The sequence below is a fragment of the Oceanicella actignis genome (genome assembly GCF_900111545.1).
Lineage (GTDB): Bacteria > Pseudomonadota > Alphaproteobacteria > Rhodobacterales > Rhodobacteraceae > Oceanicella > Oceanicella actignis.
The window spans coordinates 305023-331083 of the sequence record NZ_FOHL01000003.1 but is presented as its reverse complement, the minus strand read 5'-3'; the positions used below and the strand labels follow the sequence as shown (position 1 = coordinate 331083).

Here is a 26061-nt window from a genome sequence, read left to right as displayed (position 1 = left end):
TCGCGGCCTATCATGGGCGGCCCTGATTGGCGAGCGACAAGAACATGGCCTCGATCATCGCCGTGGCGTCGGGGACAGGGGCGGGCGGGCCAAGGCCGCGCGCGCGCGCGTCGGCGGGCTCGGGCGCGCCCGGCCAGCGCCGCCCGGCGCCGTGGATGATGACCTGTTCGAAGGGCGTCGCGCAGCGATGCGCGCGCAGCTCGACGCGCAAGGGCGGCGGAGCGGGCAGAAAGCGCGTCTCGAACCCCGCGCAGCCGTTGCGCGCGCCGATATTGGCCGCCGTGCGCGCCACCGACGCCGCCGCGCCCGAGCCCGCGCGCAACCCCGGCGGCGCGCGCCCGCCATGCAGCGGCTGCACCGGATCGAGCGAGGCGTTGAACAGAAGGACGGGCGTCGGCCTGCCCTGGTCGCAGACAAGGTCCGGCGGCCAGCCGCCCATCACCGCCGCCGCCCCGCGCCAGACCGGGCCGGGCGCGCAGGTCAGCCGCAGCGCCATGAGCCCCCCCTCGCCCATGCCGGCAAGGAACAGCCGCGAGGGGTCGGCCAGCCCCTCGTCGCGCAGCGCCGCGACGATGGCGGCGATGAAGCCGACGTCGTCGGCCCCCTTGCGCGCCAACCCCGCCGCCGTCTTGCGCCCGACATTCCACGCGCGCTCGGGCCCCGCGGCCTCGGGATAGACGACCAGCCAGCCGCGCCGCGCCAAGGAGAACCGCGCCGTCCTGCGCAGATCGCTGGCCGAGCCGCCCGCGTCGTGCAGCGCCACCAGCACCGGGGCCGGCGCGGGGGGCGCGCCCTCGGCCGGCCGCGCGCGCTCGAGCCACCAGCGCCGGGCGGCGGCGCCCTGCCCGACGGCGCGCTTCTCGAGCCGAATCTCGGGCGCCGCGTCGGCCCGCGCGCCGACCGGCGACGCCGCCAGCCCCAGCGCCGCCGCCGCAAGCGCCGCGCAAAGGCGCCGGAGCAGGCGGGCCGGCGCCGACACCGCTCAGCCGTCCGCCGCGCCGTCCGGCGCCGGGTCTTCGGCCTTGGCGGACGAGGCCTTCGCGGACGAGGCCTTCGCGGCGGCCTTCTTCGGCGCGGCCTTCTTCTTCGTCGCGGTCTTTTTCTCGGCGGCCTTCTTCGTCGCGGTCTTCTCGTCGGCGGCCTTCGTCGCCGGCTTCTTCGCCGCGGCCTTCCTGGCCGGCTTGGCGGCGCCGGCGGCCTTCTTCGCCGCCTTCCTGCCCGCCGGCGAGCGCGCGGCCTTTTCGGCGATGAGTTCGAGCGCGCGCTCGAGCGTCACCTGCTCGGGCGGCAGATCCTTGGGCAGCGTCGCGTTGATCTTGCGCTACTTCACATAGGGGCCGTAGCGCCCGTCATGCAGCGCCACGGCATCGCCCTCGGGGTGCTCGCCCAGCACGCGCAGCGGCTCGGCCGCCGCGCGCCCGCGCCCGCCCGCCGCCTTTTGCGCGATCAGCTCGACGGCGCGGTTCATGCCGATCGAGAAGACCTCGTCCGGGTCCTTGAGATTGGCGTAGATGCGGCGCGGCTTGCCGTTCTCGTCGACGGTCTCGTGCATGACGTAGGGGCCGTAACGGCCGATCGCCGCCTCGACGCGCCCGCCCTCGGGATGCTCGCCGATCACGCGCGGCAGCGACAACAGCGCCAGCGCCTTTTCAAGATCCACCGCCTCGGGCGCAAGCCCCTTGGGCAGCGAGGCGCGCTTGGGCTTCTGATCCGAGCCGGGCTCCTGCTCGCCCAGCTGCACATAGGGGCCGAAGCGCCCGACGCGCAGCGTGACCGGCACGCCGTGCTCGTCATGGCCCAGCAGCTTGCCGTCCGGGCCGGCCATGTCGCCGCCCTCGACCTCGCCGGCCAGGGGCCGGGTGTAGCGGCATTCGGGATAGTTCGAGCAGCCGATGAACGCCCCGCCAGCGCGGCTGGTGCGCAGCGACAGCCGTCCCTGCCCGCAATGGGGGCACAGGCGCGGATCGCCGCCGTCGGGGCGCGGAGGGAACAGATGCGGGGCGAGGACCTCGTTGATCTTCTCGAGCACCTCGGTGATCGTCAGGTCCTTCGTTTCCGCGATGGCGGCCGAGAAGTCGCGCCAGAAGGCCGAGAGCAGCGCCTTCCAGTCCTCCTGCCCGGCGGCGACAAGGTCGAGATCCTCTTCGAGGCGGGCGGTGAAGTCGTAGGAGACGTAGCGGCGGAAGTAGTTTTCAAGAAAGGCGATGACCAGCCGCCCCTTGTCCTCGGGGATCAGGCGGTTCTTCTCCTTGCGCACATAGCCGCGCTCCTGGATCGTGGTGACGATCGAGGCGTAGGTGGAGGGTCGGCCGATGCCCAGCTCTTCCATCCGCTTGACCAGCGTCGCCTCGGTGTAGCGCGGCGGCGGCTGGGTGAAGTGCCGCTGGGCCAGAACCGCGCCCGCTCCGGCCAGCAGCGCGCCCTCGGCGCGGAGCGGGGCGGCCTCGGCCCCCTGGCCGGGCGCGCCGGCGCCGTCCGTCTCGGCCTGCGCGACGCGGTCGAACTCGGCGCGCAGCGCGCCCTCGGCCAGCGTCAGGGCGTCGCCCTCGTGGATCGCGGGCAGGCGGCGCTCGTCCTCGTCCTCGAGATCGTCGTCGCGCCCCTCGGCGTAAACCTTCAGGAAACCGTCGAAGAGCAGCACCTGACCCGTGGCGCGCAGCCCCACCTCGCCGTCGTCCGAGCGGATCTCGACCGTGGTGCGCTCGAGCCGGGCCGCCTCCATCTGGCTGGCCAAGGTGCGCTTCCAGATCAGGTCGTAAAGACGCCGCTCATCGGGCCCCATGCCGGCCAGGCGCTCGGCGTCCAGCGCCATGTCGGTGGGGCGAATGCACTCATGCGCCTCCTGGGCGTTCTTGGCCTTGTTCTTGTAGATGCGCGGGGACTTGGGCACATAGGCCTCGCCCCAGCGCTCGGCGATCTCGCGGCGGGCGGCGGCGACGGCCTCGGGCGCCATGTCGATGCCGTCGGTGCGCATGTAGGTGATGTAGCCGGACTCGTAGAGCCGCTGGGCCGCGCGCATGGTCTGCTGCGCGCCCATGCCGAACTTGCGGCTGGCCTCCTGCTGAAGCGTCGAGGTCATGAAGGGCGGCGAAGGGTTGCGCTGCGCGGGCTTGGCCTCGACCGAGACGACGCGCAGCGGGCGCGAGGCCACGGCGGCGGCGGCCAGCTCGGCCTTGGGCGCGGCGTCGAGATCGAACTTTTCCAGCCTGCGCCCGCCCAGCTCGCTCAGGCGCGCCTCGAAGCTCGCCCCGCGCGGCGTGCGCAAGGCGGCGCGCACCGACCAGTATTCGCGCGGACGGAAGGCCTCGATCTCCATCTCGCGCTCGACGATCAGCCGCAGCGCGACCGACTGCACGCGCCCGGCCGACCTGGCCCCCGGCAGCTTGCGCCAGAGGACGGGCGACAGGTTGAAGCCCACCAGATAGTCGAGCGCCCGGCGCGCCAGGTAGGCGTGCACCAGCTCCATGTCCACCTGGCGCGGGTTCTTCATCGCCTCGGCGACCGCGGCCTTGGTGATGGCGTTGAACACCACCCGCTCGACCGGCGTGTCCTTCCTGAGCGCGCGGCGCTTGCGCAGCGCCTCGAGCAGGTGCCACGAGATCGCCTCGCCCTCGCGGTCGGGGTCGGTGGCGAGGATCAGCTCGTTGTCCTCGCGCAGCGCCTCGGCGATCTCGCGCACGCGCTTGGCCGACTGGGGGTCGACCTCCCAGATCATCTCGAAGTCGCGATCGGGGTCCACCGAGCCGTCCTTGGGCGGCAGGTCGCGCACATGGCCGTACGAGGCCAGCACCTTGTAGCCCTCGCCAAGATACTTGTTGATGGTCTTGGCTTTGGCGGGGGACTCGACGACGACGACGGCCATGCGTTCGCGGCTCCTGGGAATGCGGGCTTCGGCGGCGGACCATGGGCGAGGGGCGGGGCCCTTGTCAATCGCCCGTCCGTCGCGCGCCGCCGCCCCCGCCCGCCGCCTCAGCGCGGCGCAAGGGCCAGAAGACCGCCCGGCAGACGCTCGAGCCGCCCCGCCAGCTCGAGCTCGAGCAGGGCGTCGGCGAGAGCGCCGAGGCTGGCGCCGGTCAGGCGGGCAAGCTCGTTCTCCTCGACCGGGGAAAGGTTGAGCAGCCGCGCCACATCCGCGCGCAGCCGCGCATCGGCGCAGGGTTCGGGCGCGGGCCGGGCGCGGGCGAAGGCGGCGCCGGCCTCGGTCAGGCCGGCGTCGGGGGAGTCGGGCGCGCGCTCGGGCGTCAGCACCATGCCCAGCGCCTCCATCACGTCCTCGGCCGAGCGGATCAGCGTCGCGCCCTCGCGGATCAGGGCGTTGCAGCCGCCCGAACGCGGATCGAGGGGCGTTCCGGGCACGCACATCACCTCGCGCCCCTGCTCGAGCGCGCAGCGCGCGGTGATGATCGAGCCCGAACGCTCGGCCGCCTCGATCAGCGCCACCCCCCGCGACAGGCCCGAGATGATGCGGTTGCGGCGGGGAAAATGCGGCGCCTGCGGCTCGGCGCCCATGGGCTGCTCGGACAGGACGAGGCCTTCGCGGCGCATGCGCCGGGCCAGCTCGGCGGTCTCGAAGGCGGGGTCCTTGTCGGCGCCGCCGGCCGTCGCCGCCACCGTGCCGGTGGCCAGCGCGCCGGCATGGGCGGCCGCGTCGATCCCCCGGGCCAGGCCGGAAACCACCGTCCAGCCGGCCGCCCCCAGCTCGGCCGCCAGGCCGCGCGCCAGGCGCTGGCCAAGCGCCGAGGCGTTGCGCGCGCCCACGATCGCCACGCAGGGCCGCGCCAGCAGCTCGACCCGCCCGATCGCCCACAGGATGGGCGGCGGATCGGGGATCTGCGCCAGCGCCGCCGGATAATCCGGCGCGCCCAGCGCCAGCAGCTTCGCCCCCGCCGCCTCGGCCGCCGCCAGCTCGCGCGCCGCGGCGTCCTCGGGGCAGACCTCGTAGGCGCGCGCGCCGCCCCGCCCGGCAAGCTCGGGCAGCGCGGCCAGCGCCTTGCGCGCCGATCCGTGCCGGGCGAGAAGCGCGCGGAAGGTGGCCGGGCCCACATTGCGGCTGCGCGCAAGGCGGATGACGTCGATGGGGCGATCCTGGGGCGCGGGGCGGGCGGCGGCGAAGTCGAAGCGAACCTGCATGGGGATCCTCCTGTCGCCGACAGAAGGCCCCCGACTCGGTTAAGCCCCCGTTAACGGCGGCGCTTCAGGCTGATGCGGCTTTCCTCGCCGCGCGCCAGGCGGCGGATGTTGTCGCGGTGCCGCAGCCAGCTGAGCGCGGCCAGGACCGCCGCGACCAGCACCGCGTGCAGATCGCCCAGCGCCCACAGCCACAGCGGCCCCGAAGCCGTGGCCGCAAGCCCCGCCGCGGATGAGATCCGCGTCAGCGCGGCGACCGCCAGCCACACCGCGCAGGCGCCAAGCCCGGCCAGGGGATCCAGCGCCAGGATCAGCCCCAGAAAGGTCGCCACCCCCTTGCCGCCGCGAAAGCGCAGCCAGACCGGGAACAGATGCCCGACGAAGGCCCCCGCCCCCGCCAGAACCTGGGCGTCCGGGCCCCAGCCTGCAAAGAGCAGCGCCGCCGCCGCGCCCTTGCCCGCGTCCAGCGCCAGGGTCGCGGCCGCCGCGCCCTTGCCGCCGGCGCGCAGCACGTTGGTCGCGCCGATGTTGCCCGAACCGATCTTGCGCAGATCGCCCAGCCCCATCAGCCGCGCGATGACCACGCCGAAGGGGATCGCGCCCAGCAGATACCCCGCGGCGAAGGCCGCCGCGAGGTAGGGCGCGGCCTCGTCAAGCCCCGGCGCCGCCGCCTGGCCCAAAAGCGCGCGCAGCCATTCGGGGATCATGCCGCCTCCTCCGCCGCGCGGTCGAACACCTGCCTCCCGCCCACGAAGGTCGCCAGCACCCGCCCCTGCATCCGGCGCAGATCGAAGGGCGTGTTCTTGGAGCGCGAGCGCAGCCGCGCGCGGTCCAGCACCCAGGGCGCGTCGGGGTCGAACAGCACCAGATCGGCCGGCGCGCCCGGCGCAAGGCGCCCGCAGTCCAGCCCCAGCAGACGCGCCGGCGCCAGGCTGAGGCGGCGGAACAGCGTCGGCAGGTCCATCGCGCCCGCATGGACCATCTGCAAGGCCGCCGGCAGAAGCGTCTCGAGCCCCACGGCGCCGGGGGCGGCCTGCTCGAAGGGCAGGCGCTTGAGCTCTTCATCCTGGGGCAGATGCGACGACACGATCACGTCGATCAGCCCCTCGGCCACGGCCTCGACCAGCGCGGCGCGGTCCTCTTCAGCGCGCAGCGGCGGGTCGAACTTGAAGAAGGTGCGGTAGTCGGCGATGTCGAACTCGTTGAGCGTCAGGTGATGCACCGAGGCGGCCGCCGTGACCGGCAGGCCCTGCGCGCGCGCGCGGCGCAGCGCCTCGAGCGCGCCGCGGGTCGAGAGCATGTCGGCGTGGTAGCGCACGCCCGTCATCTCGACCAGCGCCAGGTCGCGCTCGAGCATCATGCGCTCGGCCATGGCGGGCACGCCCGGCAGCCCCAGCTTGGTCGAGAAGAAGCCCGCCGTCGCGCAGCCGGCGCGGGCGAAATGCGGCTCTTGCGGATGATGGACCACCAGCGCGCCCAGAGACGCGGCGTAGCGCATGCAGCGCGCCATCACCGTGGGGTCGGCCACGGGCCGGTCGGCGTCGGTGAAGGCGACCGCCCCGGCGTCCTGCAGGAAGCCCATCTCGGACATCTGCCGCCCCTGAAGGCCGCGGGTCAGCGCGCCCATCACGCGCACGCGCACGGGGCAGACCTCGGCGGCGCGGCGGGCGATGAACTCGATCACCGCCGGATCGTCGACCGGCGGCTCGGTGTCGGGCTGGGCGACGATGGTGGTCACCCCGCCGGCGGCGGCCGCGAGGCCCCCGGTGCGGTAGCTTTCGCGATGGCGCGCGCCCGGCTCGCCGATGAAGACGCGCATGTCAACGATGCCCGGCGCCAGCGCGCGCCCGGCGCAGTCGATGCGGCGCAGATCGGGGGCGTCGGCCATGGCCGCGGCCAGCCCCGCGCCAAGCCGCGCGATGCGGCCGTTCTCGATCAGAAGGTCGCCGCGCGTCTCGGTTCCCGCCTCGGGGTCGATCAGCCGGGCGTCGGTCAGCAGGGTGCGGGCGGTCATCGGGCGGCCTCCTGCGCGCGCTCGGCGCGGATGTTGCGCGCCAGCAGGTCCAGCACCGCCATGCGCACGGCCACGCCCATCTCGACCTGCTCCGCGATGACCGAACGGTCGATGTCGTCGGCCACGAGGCTGTCGATCTCGACGCCGCGGTTCATCGGCCCCGGATGCATCACGATCGCATCGGGTCGCGCGCGCGCCAGCTTGCGGTGGTCCAGCCCGTAGCGGTGGAAATACTCGCGCTGCGAGGGCACGTAGGCGCCGTCCATGCGCTCTTTCTGCAGGCGCAGCATCATCACCACATCCGCCCCCTCGAGGGCCTCTTCCATGTCGTGAAAGACCTCGACCCCGTAGCGGCCGACATCGGGCGGCAGCAGGGTCGGCGGCGCGGCGAGGCGCACGCGGTTGTCCATCAGCCCGAGCAGGATCATGTTCGAGCGCGCGACGCGGCTGTGCGCGACGTCGCCGCAGATGGCCACGGTCAGCCGGCGCAGGCGGCCCTTGCGGCGGCGGATGGTCAGCGCGTCGAGCAGGGCCTGGGTCGGGTGCTCGTGCCGGCCGTCGCCGGCGTTCACCACCGCGCAGTTGACCTTCTGCGCCAGCAGCGCCACCGCGCCCGAATGCTGGTGGCGCACGACGATGATGTCAGGGTGCATGGCGTTGAGCGTCGCGGCGGTGTCGAGCAGCGTCTCGCCCTTCTTGATGGACGAGGTTTGCAGCGACATGTTCATCACGTCCGCCCCGAGGCGCTTGCCGGCGATCTCGAAGCTGGCCTGGGTGCGGGTCGAGTTCTCGAAGAACAGGTTGATCTGCGTCATGCCGCGCAGCGCGTCGATCTTCTTGTCGGCGCGGCGGTTCTGGGCGACGTAGCGGTCGGCCAGATCGAGGATCGCGGTCACGTCGTCGCGGCTCAGCCCCTCGATGCCCAGAAGGCGGCGATGGGCGAAGGCGGGCGCGGCCCCGTCGGGCGGCGCGGCGTCGGGCGAGGCGCTGGTCATGGCGGAGCTCCGTGCCGGGCGTGATCTGGTCTGCGCGCGGGCCGGGCGCGGTCCTGCCCGGGCGTCGCTGGGCGCAGCTATAGGCCGGGCGCGGGCGCGCGGGCAAGTGCGGCGCGCAAGGCGCCGCGGCGAATGGCGCGCGCAAGGCGCCGGCTCGGTCGCCGCGCGCCATGCCGGACGGCGCACGATGCGCGCGATGGCGGGAACGTCGCGCGGGACCCGCGATGCGGCGCCGGGGGCGGCCGCCGCAGGGCGCAGGCGAACGAAAAGGTCCCGCCTTCGTTGGGGGGCGAAGGCGGGACCCGCCCCGCGTCGCGGCAAGCGGACCTGACGCGCCAGGGGCCGGCGCCGTCACGGCGACGCCATGCGGCCCCGGCGCGCGCCGCGCAAGGAGCGGACCGGCCGCGCCGCGCGTCCGCGGGACATGCCCCATCTAGGCGCCGGATGCGCCCCCGCGCAAGGGCGCGGGGCTTCGCGCGCCGCTTGACGTCGCGTCGCCGGCGCCCGGCGGGCTCAGCCCGGCTCGGCCAGGCGGCGCGCCAGCGCCAGCGCCTCGTCCAGAACGGCCTCGTCGCCGATGTGGTTCGCCAGGATCAGCACCAGCCGCGCGTTCAGCGCATGGCTTTCGTCCTCGGACAGCCCGCGATGCGCCTCGAGCAGACGCGCGTAGAAGCCGTCGGGATCGGCGATGTTGGGATCGGCGGCCAGCTTGCTCATGCCTCGTCCTCCTGCCGCGGCGCGCGGCCCATGGCGCGGTCGAGCGCGCGCGCCAGCTGCGCGCCGTCGCACGCGGTCCAGCGCGCGGCCACATGCTGATCGGGGCGGATCAGGCAGATCGCCCCCGGCGCCTCGCCCAGCCAGCGGGCGCGCATCTCGTCCGAAGGCTGCGGGATGCGCAGCGTCTCGACCCCTTCCGGCGCGGGCGGCGGCGCGGCCTCGCCCAGCGCCAGCAGCGCGAAGCCGCGGCCCAGCCGATCGAGCAGCCAGCCCCAGGGCGCCGGCGCGTCGGGCGCCGGCGCGCCCGGGCGCGAGACCGCCGGCAGCGCGGGGTCGTCGGGACCGTTGAGCGCCGAGCCGTCATGCACGCACGGCGTCGAGAGCCGCCCCGAATTGACCATGCGCCGCGCGAAGGGCGCCTCGGACGCCAGGCGCAGGACCTGGTCGCGGAACAGGCGCTCGACCGGGGTCTTGGGGGTCATGAAGTTGGTCGAGCGCGACGAGTTGAGGATGTTCTCGTCCGCCGCCTGCACGCGCTCGTCGCTGTAGCTGGGCAGAAGGCCAGGCCCGGCCCGGCCCTGGATCGCCGCCGCCAGCTTCCAGCCCAGATTGTCCACGTCCTGCACCCCGCCATTGCCGCCGCGCGCGCCGAAGGGGCTGACGATGTGCGCGCTGTCGCCGGCGAAGATCGCCCGCCCATGCACGAAGCGTTCGAGCCGCCGGCACTGGAAGGTGTAGATCGAGCTCCAGTCCAGCTCGAAGGGCCGATCGCCCACCACCTTGCGGATGCGCGGGATGATGCGCTCGGGGCGGTTCTCCTGCTCGGGGTCGGCGTCCCAGCCCAGCTGCAGGTCGATGCGCCAGATGTCGTCGGGCTGCTTGTGCATCAGCGCCGACTGGCCCGAATGGAAGGTCGGCTCGAACCAGAAGCGGCGCTCGGCGGGGAAGTCGGCCTTCATCTCGATGTCGGCGATGAGGAAGCGCTCTTCGAACAGCACGCCCTCGAATTCCAGCCCCAGCATGGCGCGCAAGGGGCTGCGCGCGCCGTCGCAGGCGACGACCCAGTCGGCCTCGAGGCGATAGGTTCCGTCGGGGGTCTCGACGGTCAGCGCCACGCCGTCCTCGCCCTGCTCGAGCGCGACGACGCGGTTCTTGAAGCGCAGCTCGATCAGCTCGGGAAAATCGCGGCAGCGATCGACCAGGTATTCCTCGACGTAATACTGCTGAAGGTTGATGAAGGCGGGCATCTTGTGCCCTTCCTCGGGCAGAAGGTCGAAGGACCAGACCTCGCGCTCGCCGTGATAGGTGCGCCCGACCTTCCAGGTCACGCCCTTTTCGACCATGCGCTCGCCCACGCCCAGGCGGTCGAAGATCTCGAGCGTGCGCTTGGACCAGCAGATGGCGCGCGAGCCCACCGAGACGACGTTGTTGTCGTCAAGCACCACGCTGGGCACGCCGCGCAGCGCCAGGTCGATGGCCAGGGCCAGGCCCACCGGCCCCGCCCCCACGATCGCCACGGGGCGGCGCGGCTCGGGGGCGCCGCGCAGCGCGGGCGGCGTCTCGTATGGGAATTCCTTGTATTCGTAGCGCACGGCTTCCTCCTCGGCTCGGTGCGGGCCGGGAGCTGCGCGCGCCCCCGGCCGCCGCGCTCAGCCCTGCAGGGCGTCCCACATCTCGCGGTCGCGCTGCGCGGTCCAGATGCGGGGCGTGTCGATGCCCTGCGCCTCGTCATAGGCGCGCGCGACGTTGAAGGGCAGGCAATGCTCGTAGATGGCGTAGTCGGCGAATTTGGGATCGCAGGCCGCGCGCACCGCCTCCCAGGCCTCGCGCAGCGAGCCGCCGCGGGCCACGACGCGCTCGACCGGGCGATAGGTGCTGTCGACGAAGTCGCGCGTGCTTTCGATGGCGGCGGCGACCATGTCGGGGCCGACCAGCGCGTCGCCGCGCCCCGGCGCGATGGACTGCGGCGCGAAGGCGGCGATGCGGTCGAGCGTGCGCCCCCAGTCGGCGAAATGCCCGTCGCCGCAATAGCAGGCCGAGCGGTATTCGACGATGTCGCCGGTGAACATCACCCCCTCGTCCGGGACCCAGGCGACGATGTCGCCGGCGGTGTGCGCGCGGCCCAGATGCATCAGCTCGACCTTGCGCTTGCCCAGATACACCGTCATGCGGTCCGAGAAGGTGGTGGTGGGCCAGGTCAGGCCGGGAATGCTCTCATGCCCCTGGAACAGGCGCGGAAAGCGGGCGAACTCGCTTTCCCAGTCCTCCTTGCCGCGCTCGGCCACCATGGCGCGGGCCTTGTCGGACATGATCACCTGCCCCGCCCCGTAGGCCGAGGCCCCCAGCACGCGCACCGCGTGGTAGTGGGTCAGCACCAGGTGCGTGATGGGCTTGTCCGTGACCTTGCGGATCTCGTCGATCACCTTGCGCGCCAGGCGCGGCGTGGCCTGCGCCTCGATCACCATCACCGAGTCGTCGCCGATGATGACGCCCGAATTGGGGTCGCCCTCGGCGGTGAAGGCCCACAGGCCGCGGCCGATCTCGGTGAAGCTGGTCTTCTTTTCCTCAAGGTCGCCTTGCGAAGCGAACGCCTTGGCCATGAGTTCTCTCCCTTCTCGTCGCGCGGCCATGCGTCGGCCGCCTGCCCCGCGCCCGCGCGGATGCGGGCGCGGTCGGGTCGGCCGGGCTCAGCCCGCGAAATCGGGCGCGGGCAGGATGCGGCCCGCGCATTCGCCGAAGCCCACGCGCCAGCCCTCGCCCTGCGCCCAGCCGCGCATGACGACCGCGTCGCCATCCTGCAGGAAGGCGCGCCGCGCGCCGCCCTTCAGCGTCAGCGGCTCCTTCCCGCCCCAGGTCAGTTCGAGCAGCGAGCCGAACGAGTCGCGCTCGGGTCCCGAAATGGTGCCCGAGCCCAGAAGATCGCCCGTCTGCATCGCGCACCCGCACAGGGCATGATGGGCCAGCTGCTGCGCGGACGAGTAGTAGAGCTCGCGGCTGCTGGTGCGGCTGATCACGGTCTCTTCGCCGCCCTCGGGCGCCAGCGCCACCTCGAGGCGCACGTCGTGCAGCATGGGGCCGGGCTCGTGCAGATAGGGCAGAAGCGGCTTCTCGCGCGGGGGCGAGGGCGCGCGGAAGGGCTCGAGCGCGGCGCGCGTCACCACCCAGGGGCTGATCGTGGTCGCGAAGGCCTTGGCCTGGAAGGGGCCCAGGGGCTGATACTCCCACACCTGGATGTCGCGCGCCGACCAGTCGTTGAGCAGCACATGGCCGAAGATCATCTCGTCGGCCTCGGAGACGCTGACTGGCCGGCCCATGGGATTGCCGACGCCGACCACCGCGCCCATCTCGAGCTCGAAGTCCAGCCGCTCGGACGGGCCGAGGCGCGGGGCGGCGTCGTCCGGCCCCTTGAGCTGGCCGAGCGGCCGGCGCAGCTCGGTTCCCGACACCACCACCGTCGAGGCGCGGCCGTTGTAGCCGATGGGCATGTGCAGCCAGTTGGGCGGCAGCGCGTTCTCGGGGCCGCGGAACATCACGCCCACGTTCCACGCGTGCTGGCGCCCGGCATAGAAGTCGGTGTAGCCGGCGACGCGGAAGGGCAGATGCATGCGCGCGCGCGACAGCGGAACCAGCGCGCGCGCGCGCAGCGCCGCGTCGTCGCGCAGATCGCGCGCGCCCCCCTCGCGCAAAAGGTCGGTCAGCCGCGCGCGCGCCGCCTCCCAGGCCGCCGGCCCCAGCGCCATGAAGTCGTTGAGCGCGGGCGCCGCGAACACCCCCCGCGCGCCGCCCGGGCGCAAGAGCCCCGCCTCCTCGATCGCGGCGAGGTCCAGCGCCATGTCGCCGATCGCCACGCAGCAGCGCGGCGGCGCGTCGGGCCGGTCGAGCGGCGAAAACACGCCGTAGGGCAGGTTCTGGATGGGGAAGTCGTGGTCGCGGGCGTTGGCGCTCTCGACCCAGCTTTGCTCAAGACTCAAATCGTCTCTCCTGTCGTCAGCCCGGCCGCGCCGCCCGCACCCTGCGGGCCAAGATCGATGCGCAGACCGTCGCGGGCGATGTGCAGCGGCCCGCTCCAGTGCGGCGCGACCGCCGCGCGCCAGTGCGATTCGTCATAGGCCGGATCGTCGGCCGGGATCAGGTGGTTGAGCGCCAGCGCCCGCACCCCGGCGCGGGCGGCGATGCGCGCCGCGTCCTCGGCGCGGGTGTGGCTGCGCATGATGTGGGCGCGCAGGCGCTCGTCGCCGTTGCCGACCCGCGCGCACAGCGCGTCCACCGCCTCTTCCAGCAGCGCCTCGTGCACCAGAAGGTCGGCGCCGGCGGCGAAGTCGGCCATCCGCTCCATCGGGGCCGTGTCGCCCGAAAAGACGACCGCCAGGCCCTCGGCCTCGAGCCGCAGGGCGAAGCTGTCGCGCACGGGGGGATGATCGTTGCGCATGGCGCGCAGCCGCAGCGGGCCGAACTCGTGCGCCGCGTCCTCGCGCAGCGTCTCGATGCGCACCAGATCGCTCAGATCGGGGCGCCCCTCGTCGGCGATGCGCAGGTCGATGTCCCAGGCCATCGAGGCGACGAAGCCCTCCCACGCCCGCGCCAGCCCGGGCGGGCCGAGCACCGTCAGCGGGCGCCGCAGGCCCGCCGTCCAGGCGGTGTGGATCAGCGGCCCCAGCTCCAGCACATGGTCCGAGTGCAGATGCGTGACGACGATCAGGTCGAGCGCCGTCAGCTCCACGCCCTGGCGCGTCACCCCCGCCGCCGCGCCCAGCCCCGCGTCGATCAGCGCCAGCCGCCCGCCCAGCCGCGCGAGGCTGGAGGTGGGCATGGACGAGCCCGGCCGGATGGCCGGCCCGCCCTTGGCGCCCAGAAGCGCGACCCATGCGCTCATGGCTTGACGCCCGGCGTGCCGTCGAACTTCTTCTCGAGCCCGTTCCAGCAATCGACGTAATCGTCCTGCAGGGGCGCCTCGCGGGCGGCGTATTCGGTCAGCTGCTGGGGGAAGCGCGTCTCGAACATGAAGGACATGGTGTTGTCCAGCTTCTCGGGAACGAGATCGGCGTTCGAGGCCTTCTCGAAGGCTTCGCGGTCCGGGCCGTGGGGCAGCATCATGTTGTGCAGGCTCATCCCGCCGGGCACGAAGCCGTGGGGCTTGGCGTCATACTGGCCGTAGATGTTGCCCATCAGCTCGGACATGATGTTCTTGTGATACCAGGGCGGACGGAAGGTGTGCTCCATGACCATCCAGCGCTCGCGGAACAGCACGAAATCGATGTTGGCCGTTCCCGGCACGCCCGAGGGCGCGGTCAGCACGGTGAAGATCGACGGGTCGGGGTGGTCGAACAGGATCGCGCCGATGGGGCAGTAGTTGCGCAGGTCATACTTGCACGGCGCATAGTTGCCATGCCAGGCGACCACGTCCAGCGGCGAATGGCCGATCTCGCAGCGGTGGAACTGGCCGCACCACTTGACGGTCACGGTCGAGGGAACCTCGCGGTCCTCGAAGGCGGCGACGGGGGTCTTGAAGTCGCGCCGGTTGGCCATGCAGTTGGCGCCGATGGGACCGCGGCCGGGCAGCTCGAACTTCTGGCCGTAATTCTCGCACACGAAGCCGCGCGCCGGCCCCTCGAGCAGCTCGACCCGGTAGACCAGCCCGCGCGGGATGATCGCGATCTCCTTGGGTTCGAGATCGATGATCCCGAGCTCGGTGCAGAACCTCAGCCGCCCCTGCTGGGGCACGACCAGAAGCTCGCTGTCGGCCGAGTAGAAGTAATCGTCCACCATCGACTCGGTGACCAGGTAGATGTGGCTGGCCATGCCGGTCTGGGTGTGCACGTCGCCCGCCGTGGTCATGGTGCGCATGCCCGTCAGCCAGGTCAGCTTCTCGTCCGTCAGCGGCGCCGGATCCCAGCGGAACTGCCCCATCGAGACCACGTCGGGCACGATGTGCGGCGCCGTCTTCCAGTAGGGCAGCTCGATGCGCGAGAACCGCCCCACATGCTTGACCGACGGGCGGATGCGGTAGCACCAGGTGCGCTCGTTCTGGTGGCTGGGCGCGGTGAAGGCGGTGCCCGAAAGCTGCTCGCCGTAAAGGCCGTAATTGCACTTTTGCGGGCTGTTCTGCCCGCGCGGCAGCGCGCCGGGCAGCGCCTCGGTCTCGAAGTCGTTTCCGAAGCCGGGCATGTAGCCCTCGGTCGTGCCGATGGCGCTGGGCGCGCGCACCATCTCGCGCGAGGCGGCATTGACGTTCATCGCTCTCTCCCCGGTGACCTGGCCGGCGACGCTGGGCCGGCCTCGGGGGAACGGTAACGTTGCATTTGCAACGATGTCAAGCGGCGAAGGCGACCGCCCCCTTGGTCCGACGGCCGGCCGCCGCCGCCGTCACGGATCGCGCCGGGCCGAGCCGGCGTCAGCGCCCACGCCGAACCGCAGGATCATGAAAAGCCGATGCGCCATGGCCAGGATCGCCAGCCCAGCCGCCGGCGGCCTTCAGCTCGCAACCGCCAGACAGCCGCATAGGCCGCCGCTGTTGCACGAAGGCAACATAACACGGAAACAGGCAGTTGATGAGTTATCCGTATCACTTTCCTTGTTGCGCTAAAAAATGTTAGCGATATGTTATCACCATAATCTCAAGGAGGGGCCATGCAACTCACACGCCACGCCGAATATCGCGCTCGAAAGCGATGCCTGCCGCTCGATGTCGTCGCCACGATCTACGAATTCGGAACCCCTCGTCACTCGAGGGGCGCCGCGAGCCTGACGCTCGACCGTCAAGCGATCGATCTGGCCGCCGACGGCGATCGCACGCGACGGGACAGGCTCGGGCGCTATTGCGGCGCGTATGTGATCGTCGGCGACGGCGATCAGATCATCACCGCCGCACGTCGCACTCGCCGATTCCGTCAGTAACCCCCTCGAAAAAGGTTGAGACCCATGGAACAAGACCTGACGCTTGCAAGAATGCTCCTTCCAACCCTGACCCCCACGAGGAACGAGGAATTCGCTCGCCAGAAGAACCTTCTGTTGGCGCAGGACGGCCGCGTGAGCGTCCATTACGCCCCGTTCGATCACATCGTCCGCACGGCGCGCCTCGTCATCCTGGGCATCACCCCTGGCCTGACGCAGGCGGTCAACGCCGTGAACGCCGCCGTCGAAGCGCGCGATGCCGGCCTGCCGATCGAGGCCGTTCTTGAAAAGGCGAAGATGACGGCAAGCTTCAGCGGCGGGGCGACGCGCGCGAACCTTGTGGCGATGCTGGACGCCATCGGCGTGGCGCGGCGTTTCGGGTTGACCAGCGCCGCAGAGCTGTTCCGCCCGGGGTCGACCGATGTCCACTTCACCTCGGCCCTGCGCTACCCGGTCCTCGTCGACGGCAAGAACTACAACGGCACCCCGCACATGCTGAAAACCCCGATTCTGCGGCGCATGGTCGAAACCTGGCTGGCGGAAGAAGCCCGGCTGCTGCCGGATGCGCTCTGGCTGCCGCTTGGCGCAAAGGCCGAGGCCGCAGCGGCGCACCTGGTTCAGGCCGGCCTCTTGCGCGGCTCGCGCGTGCTCGCCGGCATGCCCCACCCCAGCGGAGCGAATGCCGAGCGGGTCGCCGTCTTCCTTGGCCGAAAACGCCCCGAGGACGCTTCGCCCAGAACACGGCCCGGGCCGCTGATCGAGGCATTCGCCCGTCTTTCCGAACAGATGGCAACGCGCGAAGGGGAGTCCGCATGAACAAGACCGGAGAAATCCCTTACAGCTGGGATCAGATCGAAGAGCAGATCCGTGACGCAATCCTGTGTCAGGCAAGCATCCTCGCGGCCTTCGGGCCGGACGATGACGGGCGAACGGTGCGCGATTATCTTGGCCTCGACGGAGACGGCTTCGTGGACGTTCAGGATCTGACGCGCGAAGAGATCGCCGCGATCGATATCACGCGCCACGAGATCCATTACCATGCGCGCGTGGCATATGATTACGCCTATCAATGCCGCCCGCAGGACCGTTTCGCCGTTCTCAGCACATGGCACGAGGTCGATGGCCTTCTGCAGGGTTTTCCGGAAACGGACGCGGACGCCCAGCCATCGCCGTTCTGCACGCTCAACGACTTCCCGCTGCGGCGCATGCTCGAAACCTTCTTCGCCCGCTTCGCGCTTTTGGACAAGGATTGGCAGTGGGACATGGACATTCGTCAGCTCTCGCTGCTGGCGAACATGACCGTGCCGGCTGTGCGCACCTCGCTGAGCAAGGAGGGCTTCAAGCTCCAAAAGAGACGGGGCCACGCGCGCTCCAGACTCGAGGGAACCGGATTCACCCTTGCCAATGCGGATGCCAGGCTCTGGCTCTCGCGGCGGCGCGGCTTCATCCCCCAGCTTGAGGAAGCGGCGGAAGACGGCCCCGACCTCGCCAGCGTCGGCATGCTGCATGATCCGGATCTGAGCTTTCCCGAAGCCGTTGCCCGGATCATGGAGCTGCGGGGCCTTGATGCATCGGCCGCGGTCGCGAAAGCCGGCCTCGATGCGGGATGGCTCGACGACCTTCTTCATGGTCGTCGCGTTGCGCCGGACATCGATGCCTTGCGCGCCCTGGCCAGAACCCTCCGGCTGCCCGAGCCGGACCTCGCCGCGGCGGCCGTCAAGCACATCCTGGCTTTGGAAACGGGATGAGGCCCGTTCTGGCTGGCGCCGATCGCGTCCCGGCAAACGCCGCCACCTTGCAACTCGGCCTGGCCGGCGTCGCCCGGGTGGCCCCGATGCGGGAGGGCGCGGATCGTATCCGGCGCGGACCTGCGCGGAGGCGAGAAGAACGTGATTCACCGCACGGCGATCATCCGATTCATCGATGGCCCGCAGATGCGGAGCGTCGGCGATCTCCGCAAGCATGAGCGACTCGGACGGGGCGCCGCGGGCAGGCCTGCCGCCTTGGGAAGCGAAAGCGCAGGACGACCGGCTGTTCCTCGAGGCTCGGCGCAAGCCGAAGTCCGCGAGATTGGCCGCCGGGCGCCGCCGGAGCGGATCGGCGCGCGGACGCCCGGAAAACTCCGCGCCCTTCGCCCGTTGCGGAGTTTCATCGGCTCTGACGGAGAAGGGAGGGGGCGGATCTCGCTGGCGATTCCCGAGCGCCCCCGGGCAGGAGAGCCGGCGCCTCTCCAGCCGGCGTCCCACCCGCCGCCGTCGCGCTCCGACAGGATCGCGCGGGCGCGGGCGCCGGACCCGTTCGCGCCCGTTCGACATGGCCGGCGCCTCGGGCCGCGCGCCTTGATCCGGCGCGCCATCCGTGACTTCATTGGAGAAGCAGCGATCAGCCCGGACGCGCCGTGACCGAATTCATTCTGGACGACTTCCTGCCCTACCGGCTTGCCGTGCTGGCCAGCGCCGCCTCTCGCAAGCTGGCGGCGATATACGGCGCCGAGCATGGCATCTCGATCCCCGAATGGCGGGTGCTGTGCCACCTGTCGCAGGTCGAGCAGGTTTCCGTGCGCGAGATCCACGCCCGCGTGGACATGGACAAGTCCAAGGTCTCGCGCGCGGCGGCGCGGCTGGCGGCGGCGGGCTATGTGCGCAAGGCCCCCGATCCCGAAGACCGGCGCCTGGTGGCGCTGTCGCTGACCCCGGCGGGGCGGCGGCTGATGGACGAGATCGCGCCCAAGGCGCTGGCCTTCGAGCGCCGCATGCGCGCCGCCCTCGCCCCCGAAGAGGCCGCCGCCTTCGACCGCGCGCTGGACAAGCTGCTGGCCAGCCTGCGCGACGCGCCGGCCGAGGCGGACTGATCCGCCCACGCCCGGCGCCGCGCAGCTCGGGCGAGACGCCGCCGACCGATCGCCCCGCGGCGCAAGAGCGGCCGGCCGCCGCGCAGACGCGCAGATCGAAACCTGCCGCGCAAGCGCAGGGTCCGACCCTGACCCGCGGCGACCCGCGGCCGCGCGGGAGAGGCCGGGCCTGATGCGCCCCTTGCGCGCCCCCATGACGACCCGCGGGCCCGCGGGGGAAGACGCCGGCGCGGGCGCGCCGGTCAGACCATCTGCGCCGCGCGCGCCACCGCGCCCTCAAGGCGCGCGGCCTCGTCGCGCGCGGCCTCCAGACGCTCGCGCTGCTCGGCGACCACCTCTTCGGGGGCCTTGGCGAGGAAGCTCTGGTTGGACAGCTTCTTCTCGAGGCCGGCGATCTCCTTGCGCAGCTTGTCCAGCGCCTTTTCCAGCCGCGCCTTCTCCTTGCCCGCATCGATCACGCCGGCCAGGGGCAGGCACACCTCGGCGCCCTCGAGCGTCAGCGTCACCGCGCCGCGCGGCGCGGCGTCGGCGACCGAGAACGTCTCGATCCGCGCCAGGCGCGAGATCAGCGGCAGGCTCTTGCGGATGCGCGCCTCGGCCTCGGGGCCGCCCGAGACCAGCGTCAGCGGGATCTTCGCCGAAGGCGGCACGTTCATCTCGGCCCGCACCGAGCGCACCCCCTCGATCAACGCGATGATCCAGCCGATCTCGGCATCGGCGGCGGGGTCTTCGAGCTCGGCGCCCCAGGCGGGCCAGTCGGCGTGGATCAGCATCTTGTCGCGCGGGGCGATCTGCCCCCACAGCGCCTCGGTCACGAAGGGCATGAAGGGGTGCAGCATGATCAGGCACTGGTCGATCGCCCAGGCCATGGCGGCGCGGGTCTCGTCCTTCTCGGCGCCGTCGGGGCCGGTCAGGATGGGCTTGGCCATCTCGACATACCAGTCGCAGACCACGCCCCAGACATGGGCGTAGAGCGCGCCCGCCGCATCGTTGAAGCGGTAGTCCGACAGCGCCGCATCCACGTCGCGGCGCAGGCGCGCCGTCTCGCCCGCGATCCAGCGGTTGAGCGGCAGCCGCGCCGCGGCCGGGTCGAAGGCGGGATCGGGCTTGCAGCCATGCATCTGCGCAAAGCGCGCCGCGTTCCAAAGCTTGGTCGCGAAGTTGCGGTAGCCGGCCACGCGCCCCACCGCCAGCTTGATGTCGCGCCCCATCGCCGCCATCGACGCCAGGGTGAAGCGCACCGCGTCGGCGCCGTATTCGTCGATCAGGTCGAGCGGGTCGATCACGTTGCCGACCGACTTCGACATCTTCTTGCCCTTCTCGTCGCGCACCAGCGCGTGGACGTAGACGTCGCGGAAGGGAACCTGCGGGCGGCCCTGCGCGTCCTTCATGAAGTGCAGGCCCATCATCATCATGCGGGCGACCCAGAAGAAGATGATGTCGAAGCCCGTCACCAGCACCGAGGTCGGGTAGTAGCGGCGCAGCTCGGGCGTGTCCTCGGGCCAGCCCAGCGTGCCCATGGGCCACAGACCCGACGAGAACCAGGTGTCGAGCACGTCGGGGTCGCGCTCGAGCGCGACGGGGCGGCCGTAATGGGCCTCGGCGGCGGCCCGCGCCTCGTCCTCGGACGCCTCGCAGAAGGGCGTGCCGTCGGGGCCATACCAGACGGGGATGCGATGCCCCCACCACAGCTGGCGCGAAACGCACCAGGGCTCGATGTTCTCGAGCCACTGGAAGTAGGTCTTCTCCCAGCTGCGGGGGTGGAACACGGTGCGCCCGTCGCGCACCGCGGCCAGCGCCTCGGCGGCCAGCGCCTTGGCGTCGACGAACCACTGGTCGGTCAGGAAGGGCTCGACCGCCACCTTCGAGCGGTCGCCATGGGGCACGACGTGCACCTCCTCGTCGCGGCCGTCGAGCCAGCCCTGCGCCTCGGCCAGCTCGAGAATGCGCTTGCGCGCCTCGTAGCGGTCGAGCCCGTGCAGGGCCATGGCCTCGGGGGTCGGCGCGGCGGCGCGCAGGAAATCCTCGTTGCCCTCCAGCGCCAGCCGCGCGCGCGTGTCCATGACGTTGATCATGGGCAGGCCGTGGCGGCGGCCGACCTCGAAATCGTTGAAGTCGTGCGCGGGCGTGATCTTGACCGCGCCGGTGCCCTTGGTCGGGTCGGCGTGCTGGTCGGCAAGGATGGGAATGCGCCGGTTGGCCAGCGGCAGCACAAGCTCCTTGCCGATCAGGTCGCGATAGCGCGGATCATCGGCCGAGACGGCCACCGCGACGTCGCCCAGCATGGTTTCGGGGCGCGTGGTGGCGACGACGACGTAGTCGCGCGCCTCCCACGCATCGGGCTCGCCGTCGGCCGGGGTCCAGCCGCGCAGCGGCGCGTCGGGGCCCTCGCCCGCGCGCACCATGGGGTGGCGGTAGGTCAGCCCGTCGGCCAGCTTGTAGCGCAGCCGCCAGAGCGCGCCGCGCGTCTCGACCTGCTCGACCTCGAGATCCGAGATCGCCGTCTCGAAATGCGGATCCCAGTTCACCAGCCGCTTGTCGCGATAGATCAGCCCCGCCTTGTAAAGGCCGACGAACACGCGCAGCACCGCGTCGTGGAAACCCTCGTCCATGGTGAAGCGGTTGCGCGACCAGTCGCACGAGGCGCCCAGGCGCTTGAGCTGGCGGATGATGGTGTCGCCCGACTCGCGCTTCCACTCCCACACCTTTTCAAGGAACTTCTCGCGCCCCAGCTCGCGACGCGAGGGCTGGCCCTCGGCGGCCAGCTTGCGCTCGACCACCATCTGCGTGGCGATGCCCGCATGGTCCTGGCCCGGCTGCCAGAGCACGTCGAAGCCCTGCATCCGCTTCCAGCGCACCAGGATGTCCTGAAGCGTGTTGTTGAGCGCGTGCCCCATATGCAGCGAACCCGTGACGTTGGGCGGCGGGATCACGATCGAGAAGGTCTCGGGACGCGAGGCGTTGGCGCCGGCGCGGAAGGCGCCTGCCTCTTCCCAGCGCGCGTAGATCTCGGGCTCGGCCGTCTTGGCGTCGAAGGTCTTGTCCATGGTCATGGGTTCGGCTTTCCGGCTCGGATGCATGGGGCTGGCGGGCTGTTTACCCCGCGCGGCCGCCCGATGGAAGCCGCTCAGGCGCGCCGGTCCACCTTGGTCGAGAGCTGGACCAGCGTCTCCATGCCGCGCACGCCCTCGACCAGGCCGATGCGGTCGAGCGCGCGGTCGAGCAGCGCGGTGGTGCGCCCGGCCACCTGCGCGGCCATGTCGAAGCGCCCCGAGGTGGTGTGCAGGCTTTCGATCTCGGGCATGCGCTCGAGCGCGGCGGCGACGGCCGCGGCGCGGCGCGGCTCGACCTGGATCAGCACATAGGCGCGGATCATCTCGGCCGCGTGCGGGTCGGTGCGCACGGTGTAGCCGCGGATGACGCCCATGCGCTCCATGCGCTCGATGCGGGCCTGGGCGGTGCTGCGCGCGACGCCCGCGCGGCGGGCCAGATCCGAGGCCGGGGTGCGCGCGTTGCGCCGCAGCAGGGCCAGAAGCTTGCGGTCGATGTCGTCCAGAGTCTCCATGTCGGTGATTTTATCGCATTTCCGGCGAATCGCCAATGCTTTCGGTCGATCTGCGTCTTTTCATCGGTCGATTTCGGCTGCAAATGCGCGTCCACTTGAAACAAGGCCCGCCCAAGGCCCGCCGCAGCCGACGCGAGGAGACGCCGCGATGCTTCACGCACCGATCATCTGGCCCGACGCCGTGACCTTCCTCGCCGCCGAGGCGCCCGAGGAGCCGGTCTTCATCTTCGCGCCCGCCGCCCTCAAGGCGCAGGCGCGGCGCTTTCTGGACGGCTTCCCCGGCCTGACCACCTACGCCGTCAAGGCCAACGCGCACCCGCAGGTGCTGGCGACGCTGCTCGAGGCGGGCGTGCGCGCCTTCGACGTCGCCTCGCCCGACGAGATCGAGACCGTGCTGTCCCTCGCGCCCGATGCGCGGCTGCACTATCACAACCCGGTCAAATCGCGCGCCGAGCTGGCCTTCGCCCATCGCCGCGGCGTGCGCGTCTTCGCCTGCGACAGCGCCGCCGAGCTGGCCAAGATGCGCGAAGTCCTGCCGCCCGAGGGGGTGCAGATCTCGGTTCGCTTCCGCATGCCCGCCAAGGGCGCGGCCTATGATTTCGGCGCCAAGTTCGGCGCCGAGCCCGAGGCCGCGGCGCGCCTTCTGGCCGAGGCGGCGGCGGCGGGCTTCGCGCCCGCGCTGACCTTCCATCCGGGCACGCAGTGCCTGAACCCCGACGCCTGGCGCATCTACATCGAGGCCGCCGCGCGCATCGCGCGCATGGCCGGCGTGCGGCTGGCGCAGCTGAACGTGGGCGGAGGCTTCCCCGCCCGGCGCACGGGCGACGAGGCCTTCGCGCTCGAGGACTACTTCGCCGCCATCGCCGAGGCCGCGCGCCGCGCCTTCGGCGATCAGGTCCCGCCGCTGGCCTGCGAGCCGGGCCGCGCCATGGCCGCCGACTGCATGAGCGTGGCGACGCGCGTCAAGCTGGTGCGCGAGGATGGCGCGGTGTTCCTCAACGACGGCATCTACGGCGCCCTGGCCGAAGCGCCGCTTCTGGGCTCGGCCACGCGCATGCGGGTTCTGGACCCGTCCGGGCGCCCGCGCCGCGGCGCGCCGCGCCCGCGCGTGGTCTTCGGCCCGACCTGCGACAGCGTCGACCGCCTGCCGGGCGAGCCCGCCCTGCCCGACGATCTGGCCGAAGGCGATTTCGTGCTGTTCGAGGGGCTGGGGGCCTACGGCATGGCGACGGTGACGCGCTTCAACGGGTATGGCCCGACGCGCGTCGCGACCGTCTCGGCGCCTCGGCCAGTCTGAGCGCGGCTGACCTGGTCCGGCCGACCGGATCCGATCGACGGGCCGCGCGCGGCGGCCCCGGGGGCAAGCAAGCGCAATGCGCCGCCGCAATGGCGGCGGCGAAGCGTCTTGACCGCGGCGCCTGCCGCAACGGCCAGGGTCGAGCCGCCCGCCGATCCCGCCCCCCCTGATCCTGGCCACTGATCCTGGCGCCGCGCGCGGCCGATGCGCCGGCCGCGCCAGGCTCCGGGCCATTCATGGGCGGCGACGTCATGGGTAGACGATCGTCGCGACGCCGGAATTCAAGGCCCCGCGCCGCCTTGCGCGTCCGCCCCGCGGCGCGGCCGGGCGCGCCAGCCCAGCCCCACGCACCCGCCGTCCCCAGCGTCAGCGGCCGGTCGCCCGGCGCACCTCGATCTGCACCAGCTTGCGGATGTTGGCCGAGATGCGCTCGCCCATCGCGCCGCCCAGCTCCTCGCGCAGCACGTCGCGCACCAGCTCGCGCAGCTCGGCGACGCTCATCTGCGCGACGCGCTCGTCATCGTCGCGCTCGGCGAACAGGGTCAGCGGCGCTTCGGACGCCGCGTCGGCGTCATCCTCGTCCGAGGCGTCCGAATCGCGCGCCGCCATGGTCGCGCGCAGCCGCGCCGCGCCCTCGTCGCCGCCGCCACGCGCCGCGGGCGCGGCGTCGGCCGTGGCGCGCAAGGGCGCGGCGCCCTCCGCGGCGATGGTCGTCGAGGCGCGCAGACGCAGCGGCGAGTCGCCCGGCGCGGGCGCCTCGTCCGCCGGACCCTCGGCAGCCGGGCCCTCGTCCGCCTCGGGCCGGTCGCGGCGCATCTGCGGCGTCAGAACCAGCACATCGTCGTCATCCTCGTCGCGCGGGGATGGCGGCCGGGATGACGGCCGGGATGACGGCGGGGCCGGCGGGGCGGATCGGGCGGGGGCCGGCGCCGGATCGGCCGCGCGGCGGATCGCCTGCGCCGGCGGCAGCGGCGGACGGCCCAGCTCTTCGCTCACGATGCGGCGGATGGCGTCGAGCGGGTCCGCGCCCGGCCCCTTCTTGTCGTCGTCCTGCATGACGTTCCTCGTCTGTTGCGGCGCGCGCCTCGGCGCGGCCCGACCCCGGCCCGTGCGCCCGCGTCAGGGGCGCCAGGGGCTGGACCAGGCCACGCTGTCGTCGCGCGGGTAATCGTAGGGCGCGGCGCGCACCTGCTCGACATAGGCGTCGGGGTCGTAGGGGCTGACGTCAAGGCCCAGATGCGCGACCGTCAGCCGCCCGACCGCGGCCAGCAGCTGATAGGCCGCCACATATTCGTCGCGCAGGCTCTCGACCAGCGAGACGCGGGCCGAGTTGAGCTCCTGCTCGGCGTTGAGCACGTCGAGCGTGGTGCGCGCGCCCAGCGTCGCCTCTTCGCGCACGCCCTCGAAGGCGATGCGCGCGGCCTCGATCTGCTCGCGCGCGGCGCGGATCGAGGCGCGCGCCACGTCGAGATTCGCCCACGCCACCGAGGTCTGCTGGCGCAGCTGGCGCGCGACGTCGTGCAGCTCGGCCTGGGCTTGCGCCAGGCGCGCCTGCGCCGCGCGCACCAGCGAGGCGTTGCGCCCGCCCGTCCACAGCGGCACCTGCCCCGACAGCCCCACCTGCGCGGAAAGGGTCTCGCCGGTCGTGCTGGCTCCGGTGGTCAGGTCGTTCTCGTAGCTGACCCCGCCGGTCACGTTGAGCGTGGGCAGCGCGGCGCCCAGCGCCTGCTTGACGGCGAACTGGGCCTGACGCACGGCGCGGCGGGCGGCGACCATGCGCGGATGCGCGGCCTCGGTCAGGGCCAGCGCCGCCTCGAGCGAATCGGGCAGATCGGGCAGGGGCGGCGGCGGGGCCAGGTCGACCGGCTCTTCGCCGATCGCGGCCACGTAGGCCTGCCGCGAGCGCGCCAGCGTGCCGGTCGCCGCCGCCAGGTTCGAGCGCGAGAAGGCCAGGCGCGCCTCGGCCTGGCTGACGTCGGTGCGGGTCACCTCGCCTACCTCGAAGCGGTCGCGCGCGGCGCGCAGCTGCTCGGAGATCACGCGCACATTGTTGCGCGCCAGCGCGACGCGCTGCAGGTCGCGGCGCACGTCCTCATAGGCGGTGACGGCGGCCAGCAGCACCTCCTGCTCGACCGCCAGCAGCGAGGCGCGCTGCGCGCCGACATTCTCCTGCGCGCCGGCGATGGCGTTCTCGATCTGCCCGCCCGAGTAGATGGGAATGGCGCCGCTGATCCCCAGCGACAGCGTGTCGAAGGTGTCGCGATCGGACGAATCGCGGCGCGAGCCGACGATGCGGCGGAAGCCCGAGCTGTTCGAGACGGTGTAGGAATAGGTTCCGTCGATCTCGCCCAGCGCGCGCGCGCGCTCCTGCGTCACGCCCTCGTCCGCGGCGCGCAGGGCCGCGCGGCTCGAGGCCAGGCGCGGGTGGAAGGCGTAGGCCTTGGCCAGCGCGTCGGCCAGGGTCTCGGCCGCGGCTGGATGGGGCGCGGCCAGGACGGCCGCAAGCGCCGCGCCGATGCGCAGCGCGCTCTTGCCCAAGCTTTTGCTCATGCTCTCGCCTCGTGGCTGTCGGCCCTAGCGGCGCGCCGGGCGGCGCGCCCCTTG

22 protein-coding genes are annotated in these 26061 nt (G+C 72.3%); 5 read left to right on the top strand and 17 right to left on the bottom strand.

The genetic code is table 11. From position 1 onward, the window contains the following. Positions 1-10: 10 nt before the first annotated feature. The 13 genes from BMW67_RS06785 to hmgA form a co-directional block, all read right to left on the bottom strand. The gene (locus BMW67_RS06785) at positions 11-979 is read right to left on the bottom strand and encodes a CE1 family esterase (protein ID WP_072746279.1); all 969 of its coding nucleotides are present in this window, start codon (positions 977-979) and stop codon (positions 11-13) included. A 3-nt stretch (positions 980-982) separates the two neighbouring features. Next, entirely contained in the window at positions 983-1315 is a 333-nt protein-coding gene (locus BMW67_RS15960) for a topoisomerase C-terminal repeat-containing protein (protein WP_256598366.1), read from the bottom strand. A 6-nt stretch (positions 1316-1321) separates the two neighbouring features. Continuing rightward, positions 1322-3862: a type I DNA topoisomerase gene (gene topA, locus BMW67_RS06780; RefSeq protein WP_245728473.1), complete on the bottom strand. Its 2541-nt coding sequence runs from the start codon at positions 3860-3862 to the stop codon at positions 1322-1324. A 107-nt stretch (positions 3863-3969) separates the two neighbouring features. Then, the gene (dprA, locus tag BMW67_RS06775; protein ID WP_072746280.1) at positions 3970-5130 is read right to left on the bottom strand and encodes a DNA-processing protein DprA; all 1161 of its coding nucleotides are present in this window, start codon (positions 5128-5130) and stop codon (positions 3970-3972) included. A 50-nt stretch (positions 5131-5180) separates the two neighbouring features. Continuing rightward, positions 5181-5834 (bottom strand): glycerol-3-phosphate 1-O-acyltransferase PlsY, encoded by a 654-nt coding sequence (gene plsY, locus BMW67_RS06770; protein ID WP_083581142.1) that lies wholly within the window; start codon positions 5832-5834, stop codon positions 5181-5183. Continuing rightward, the gene (pyrC, locus tag BMW67_RS06765; protein WP_072746281.1) at positions 5831-7141 is read right to left on the bottom strand and encodes a dihydroorotase; all 1311 of its coding nucleotides are present in this window, start codon (positions 7139-7141) and stop codon (positions 5831-5833) included. Before pyrC ends, plsY begins: the two co-directional genes overlap by 4 nt. Beyond that, positions 7138-8136, bottom strand: coding sequence for an aspartate carbamoyltransferase catalytic subunit (locus tag BMW67_RS06760; RefSeq protein WP_072746282.1), 999 nt, complete (start codon positions 8134-8136; stop codon positions 7138-7140). The genes pyrC and BMW67_RS06760 overlap by 4 nt, the downstream gene beginning before the upstream one ends. Before the next feature lie 513 nt (positions 8137-8649). Then, a complete protein-coding gene (locus tag BMW67_RS06755) occupies positions 8650-8853 on the bottom strand; it encodes a DUF2783 domain-containing protein (RefSeq protein ID WP_072746283.1) in 204 nt (67 codons plus the stop codon). After that, on the bottom strand, positions 8850-10445 hold the full coding sequence (locus BMW67_RS06750; RefSeq protein WP_072746284.1) for an FAD-dependent oxidoreductase: 1596 nt from the start codon (positions 10443-10445) through the stop codon (positions 8850-8852). Before BMW67_RS06750 ends, BMW67_RS06755 begins: the two co-directional genes overlap by 4 nt. A 57-nt stretch (positions 10446-10502) precedes the next feature. Beyond that, positions 10503-11453 (bottom strand): MBL fold metallo-hydrolase, encoded by a 951-nt coding sequence (locus tag BMW67_RS06745; protein ID WP_072746285.1) that lies wholly within the window; start codon positions 11451-11453, stop codon positions 10503-10505. A gap of 87 nt (positions 11454-11540) precedes the next feature. Then, the gene (gene fahA, locus BMW67_RS06740; protein ID WP_072746286.1) at positions 11541-12824 is read right to left on the bottom strand and encodes a fumarylacetoacetase; all 1284 of its coding nucleotides are present in this window, start codon (positions 12822-12824) and stop codon (positions 11541-11543) included. Continuing rightward, complete coding sequence (locus tag BMW67_RS06735; protein WP_072746287.1) at positions 12821-13726, bottom strand: MBL fold metallo-hydrolase; 906 nt, start codon at positions 13724-13726, stop codon at positions 12821-12823. Before BMW67_RS06735 ends, fahA begins: the two co-directional genes overlap by 4 nt. Next, a complete protein-coding gene (hmgA, locus tag BMW67_RS06730; RefSeq protein WP_072746288.1) occupies positions 13723-15087 on the bottom strand; it encodes a homogentisate 1,2-dioxygenase in 1365 nt (454 codons plus the stop codon). The genes BMW67_RS06735 and hmgA overlap by 4 nt, the downstream gene beginning before the upstream one ends. A gap of 393 nt (positions 15088-15480) precedes the next feature. Here hmgA and BMW67_RS06725 point away from each other — a divergent pair, with 393 nt between their 5' ends. The 4 genes from BMW67_RS06725 to BMW67_RS06710 all read left to right on the top strand — a co-directional run bounded on the left by BMW67_RS06725 (position 15481) and on the right by BMW67_RS06710 (position 18595). Further along, positions 15481-15747 (top strand): hypothetical protein, encoded by a 267-nt coding sequence (locus BMW67_RS06725; protein ID WP_072746289.1) that lies wholly within the window; start codon positions 15481-15483, stop codon positions 15745-15747. A 24-nt stretch (positions 15748-15771) separates the two neighbouring features. Further along, positions 15772-16560: a uracil-DNA glycosylase family protein gene (locus BMW67_RS06720; RefSeq protein ID WP_072746290.1), complete on the top strand. Its 789-nt coding sequence runs from the start codon at positions 15772-15774 to the stop codon at positions 16558-16560. Beyond that, entirely contained in the window at positions 16557-17492 is a 936-nt protein-coding gene (locus BMW67_RS06715; RefSeq protein WP_072746291.1) for a helix-turn-helix domain-containing protein, read from the top strand. Before BMW67_RS06720 ends, BMW67_RS06715 begins: the two co-directional genes overlap by 4 nt. Before the next feature lie 650 nt (positions 17493-18142). Then, positions 18143-18595, top strand: coding sequence for a MarR family winged helix-turn-helix transcriptional regulator (locus tag BMW67_RS06710; RefSeq protein ID WP_072746292.1), 453 nt, complete (start codon positions 18143-18145; stop codon positions 18593-18595). A 242-nt stretch (positions 18596-18837) separates the two neighbouring features. Here the strand turns inward: BMW67_RS06710 and BMW67_RS06705 are convergent, their stop codons facing one another. Together BMW67_RS06705 and BMW67_RS06700 are read right to left on the bottom strand one after the other, a co-directional pair. Further along, entirely contained in the window at positions 18838-21648 is a 2811-nt protein-coding gene (locus BMW67_RS06705; RefSeq protein WP_083581143.1) for a valine--tRNA ligase, read from the bottom strand. A gap of 74 nt (positions 21649-21722) precedes the next feature. After that, positions 21723-22160 (bottom strand): Lrp/AsnC family transcriptional regulator, encoded by a 438-nt coding sequence (locus tag BMW67_RS06700; protein WP_072746293.1) that lies wholly within the window; start codon positions 22158-22160, stop codon positions 21723-21725. A 148-nt stretch (positions 22161-22308) separates the two neighbouring features. Between BMW67_RS06700 and BMW67_RS06695 the strand changes: the two genes are divergently transcribed. After that, positions 22309-23457, top strand: coding sequence for a type III PLP-dependent enzyme domain-containing protein (locus BMW67_RS06695; protein WP_072746294.1), 1149 nt, complete (start codon positions 22309-22311; stop codon positions 23455-23457). Positions 23458-23823: 366 nt separating this feature from the next. Here the strand turns inward: BMW67_RS06695 and BMW67_RS06690 are convergent, their stop codons facing one another. Together BMW67_RS06690 and BMW67_RS06685 are read right to left on the bottom strand one after the other, a co-directional pair. After that, positions 23824-24513: a hypothetical protein gene (locus BMW67_RS06690; RefSeq protein WP_072746295.1), complete on the bottom strand. Its 690-nt coding sequence runs from the start codon at positions 24511-24513 to the stop codon at positions 23824-23826. A gap of 63 nt (positions 24514-24576) precedes the next feature. Further along, positions 24577-26007: a TolC family outer membrane protein gene (locus BMW67_RS06685; RefSeq protein ID WP_072746296.1), complete on the bottom strand. Its 1431-nt coding sequence runs from the start codon at positions 26005-26007 to the stop codon at positions 24577-24579. Between the last annotated feature and the right edge of the window lie 54 nt (positions 26008-26061).

Coding starts and splice junctions, on each gene's coding strand:
- topA (WP_245728473.1), bottom strand. CDS start 3,862: ATGGCCGTCGTCGTCGTCGAGTCCCCCGCCAAAGCCAAGACCATCAAC.
- dprA (WP_072746280.1), bottom strand. CDS start 5,130: ATGCAGGTTCGCTTCGACTTCGCCGCCGCCCGCCCCGCGCCCCAGGAT.
- plsY (WP_083581142.1), bottom strand. CDS start 5,834: ATGATCCCCGAATGGCTGCGCGCGCTTTTGGGCCAGGCGGCGGCGCCG.
- pyrC (WP_072746281.1), bottom strand. CDS start 7,141: ATGACCGCCCGCACCCTGCTGACCGACGCCCGGCTGATCGACCCCGAG.
- BMW67_RS06760 (WP_072746282.1), bottom strand. CDS start 8,136: ATGACCAGCGCCTCGCCCGACGCCGCGCCGCCCGACGGGGCCGCGCCC.
- BMW67_RS06755 (WP_072746283.1), bottom strand. CDS start 8,853: ATGAGCAAGCTGGCCGCCGATCCCAACATCGCCGATCCCGACGGCTTC.
- BMW67_RS06745 (WP_072746285.1), bottom strand. CDS start 11,453: ATGGCCAAGGCGTTCGCTTCGCAAGGCGACCTTGAGGAAAAGAAGACC.
- BMW67_RS06735 (WP_072746287.1), bottom strand. CDS start 13,726: ATGAGCGCATGGGTCGCGCTTCTGGGCGCCAAGGGCGGGCCGGCCATC.
- hmgA (WP_072746288.1), bottom strand. CDS start 15,087: ATGAACGTCAATGCCGCCTCGCGCGAGATGGTGCGCGCGCCCAGCGCC.
- BMW67_RS06725 (WP_072746289.1), top strand. CDS start 15,481: ATGCAACTCACACGCCACGCCGAATATCGCGCTCGAAAGCGATGCCTG.
- BMW67_RS06720 (WP_072746290.1), top strand. CDS start 15,772: ATGGAACAAGACCTGACGCTTGCAAGAATGCTCCTTCCAACCCTGACC.
- BMW67_RS06715 (WP_072746291.1), top strand. CDS start 16,557: ATGAACAAGACCGGAGAAATCCCTTACAGCTGGGATCAGATCGAAGAG.
- BMW67_RS06705 (WP_083581143.1), bottom strand. CDS start 21,648: ATGACCATGGACAAGACCTTCGACGCCAAGACGGCCGAGCCCGAGATC.
- BMW67_RS06700 (WP_072746293.1), bottom strand. CDS start 22,160: ATGGAGACTCTGGACGACATCGACCGCAAGCTTCTGGCCCTGCTGCGG.
- BMW67_RS06695 (WP_072746294.1), top strand. CDS start 22,309: ATGCTTCACGCACCGATCATCTGGCCCGACGCCGTGACCTTCCTCGCC.
- BMW67_RS06690 (WP_072746295.1), bottom strand. CDS start 24,513: ATGCAGGACGACGACAAGAAGGGGCCGGGCGCGGACCCGCTCGACGCC.
- BMW67_RS06685 (WP_072746296.1), bottom strand. CDS start 26,007: ATGAGCAAAAGCTTGGGCAAGAGCGCGCTGCGCATCGGCGCGGCGCTT.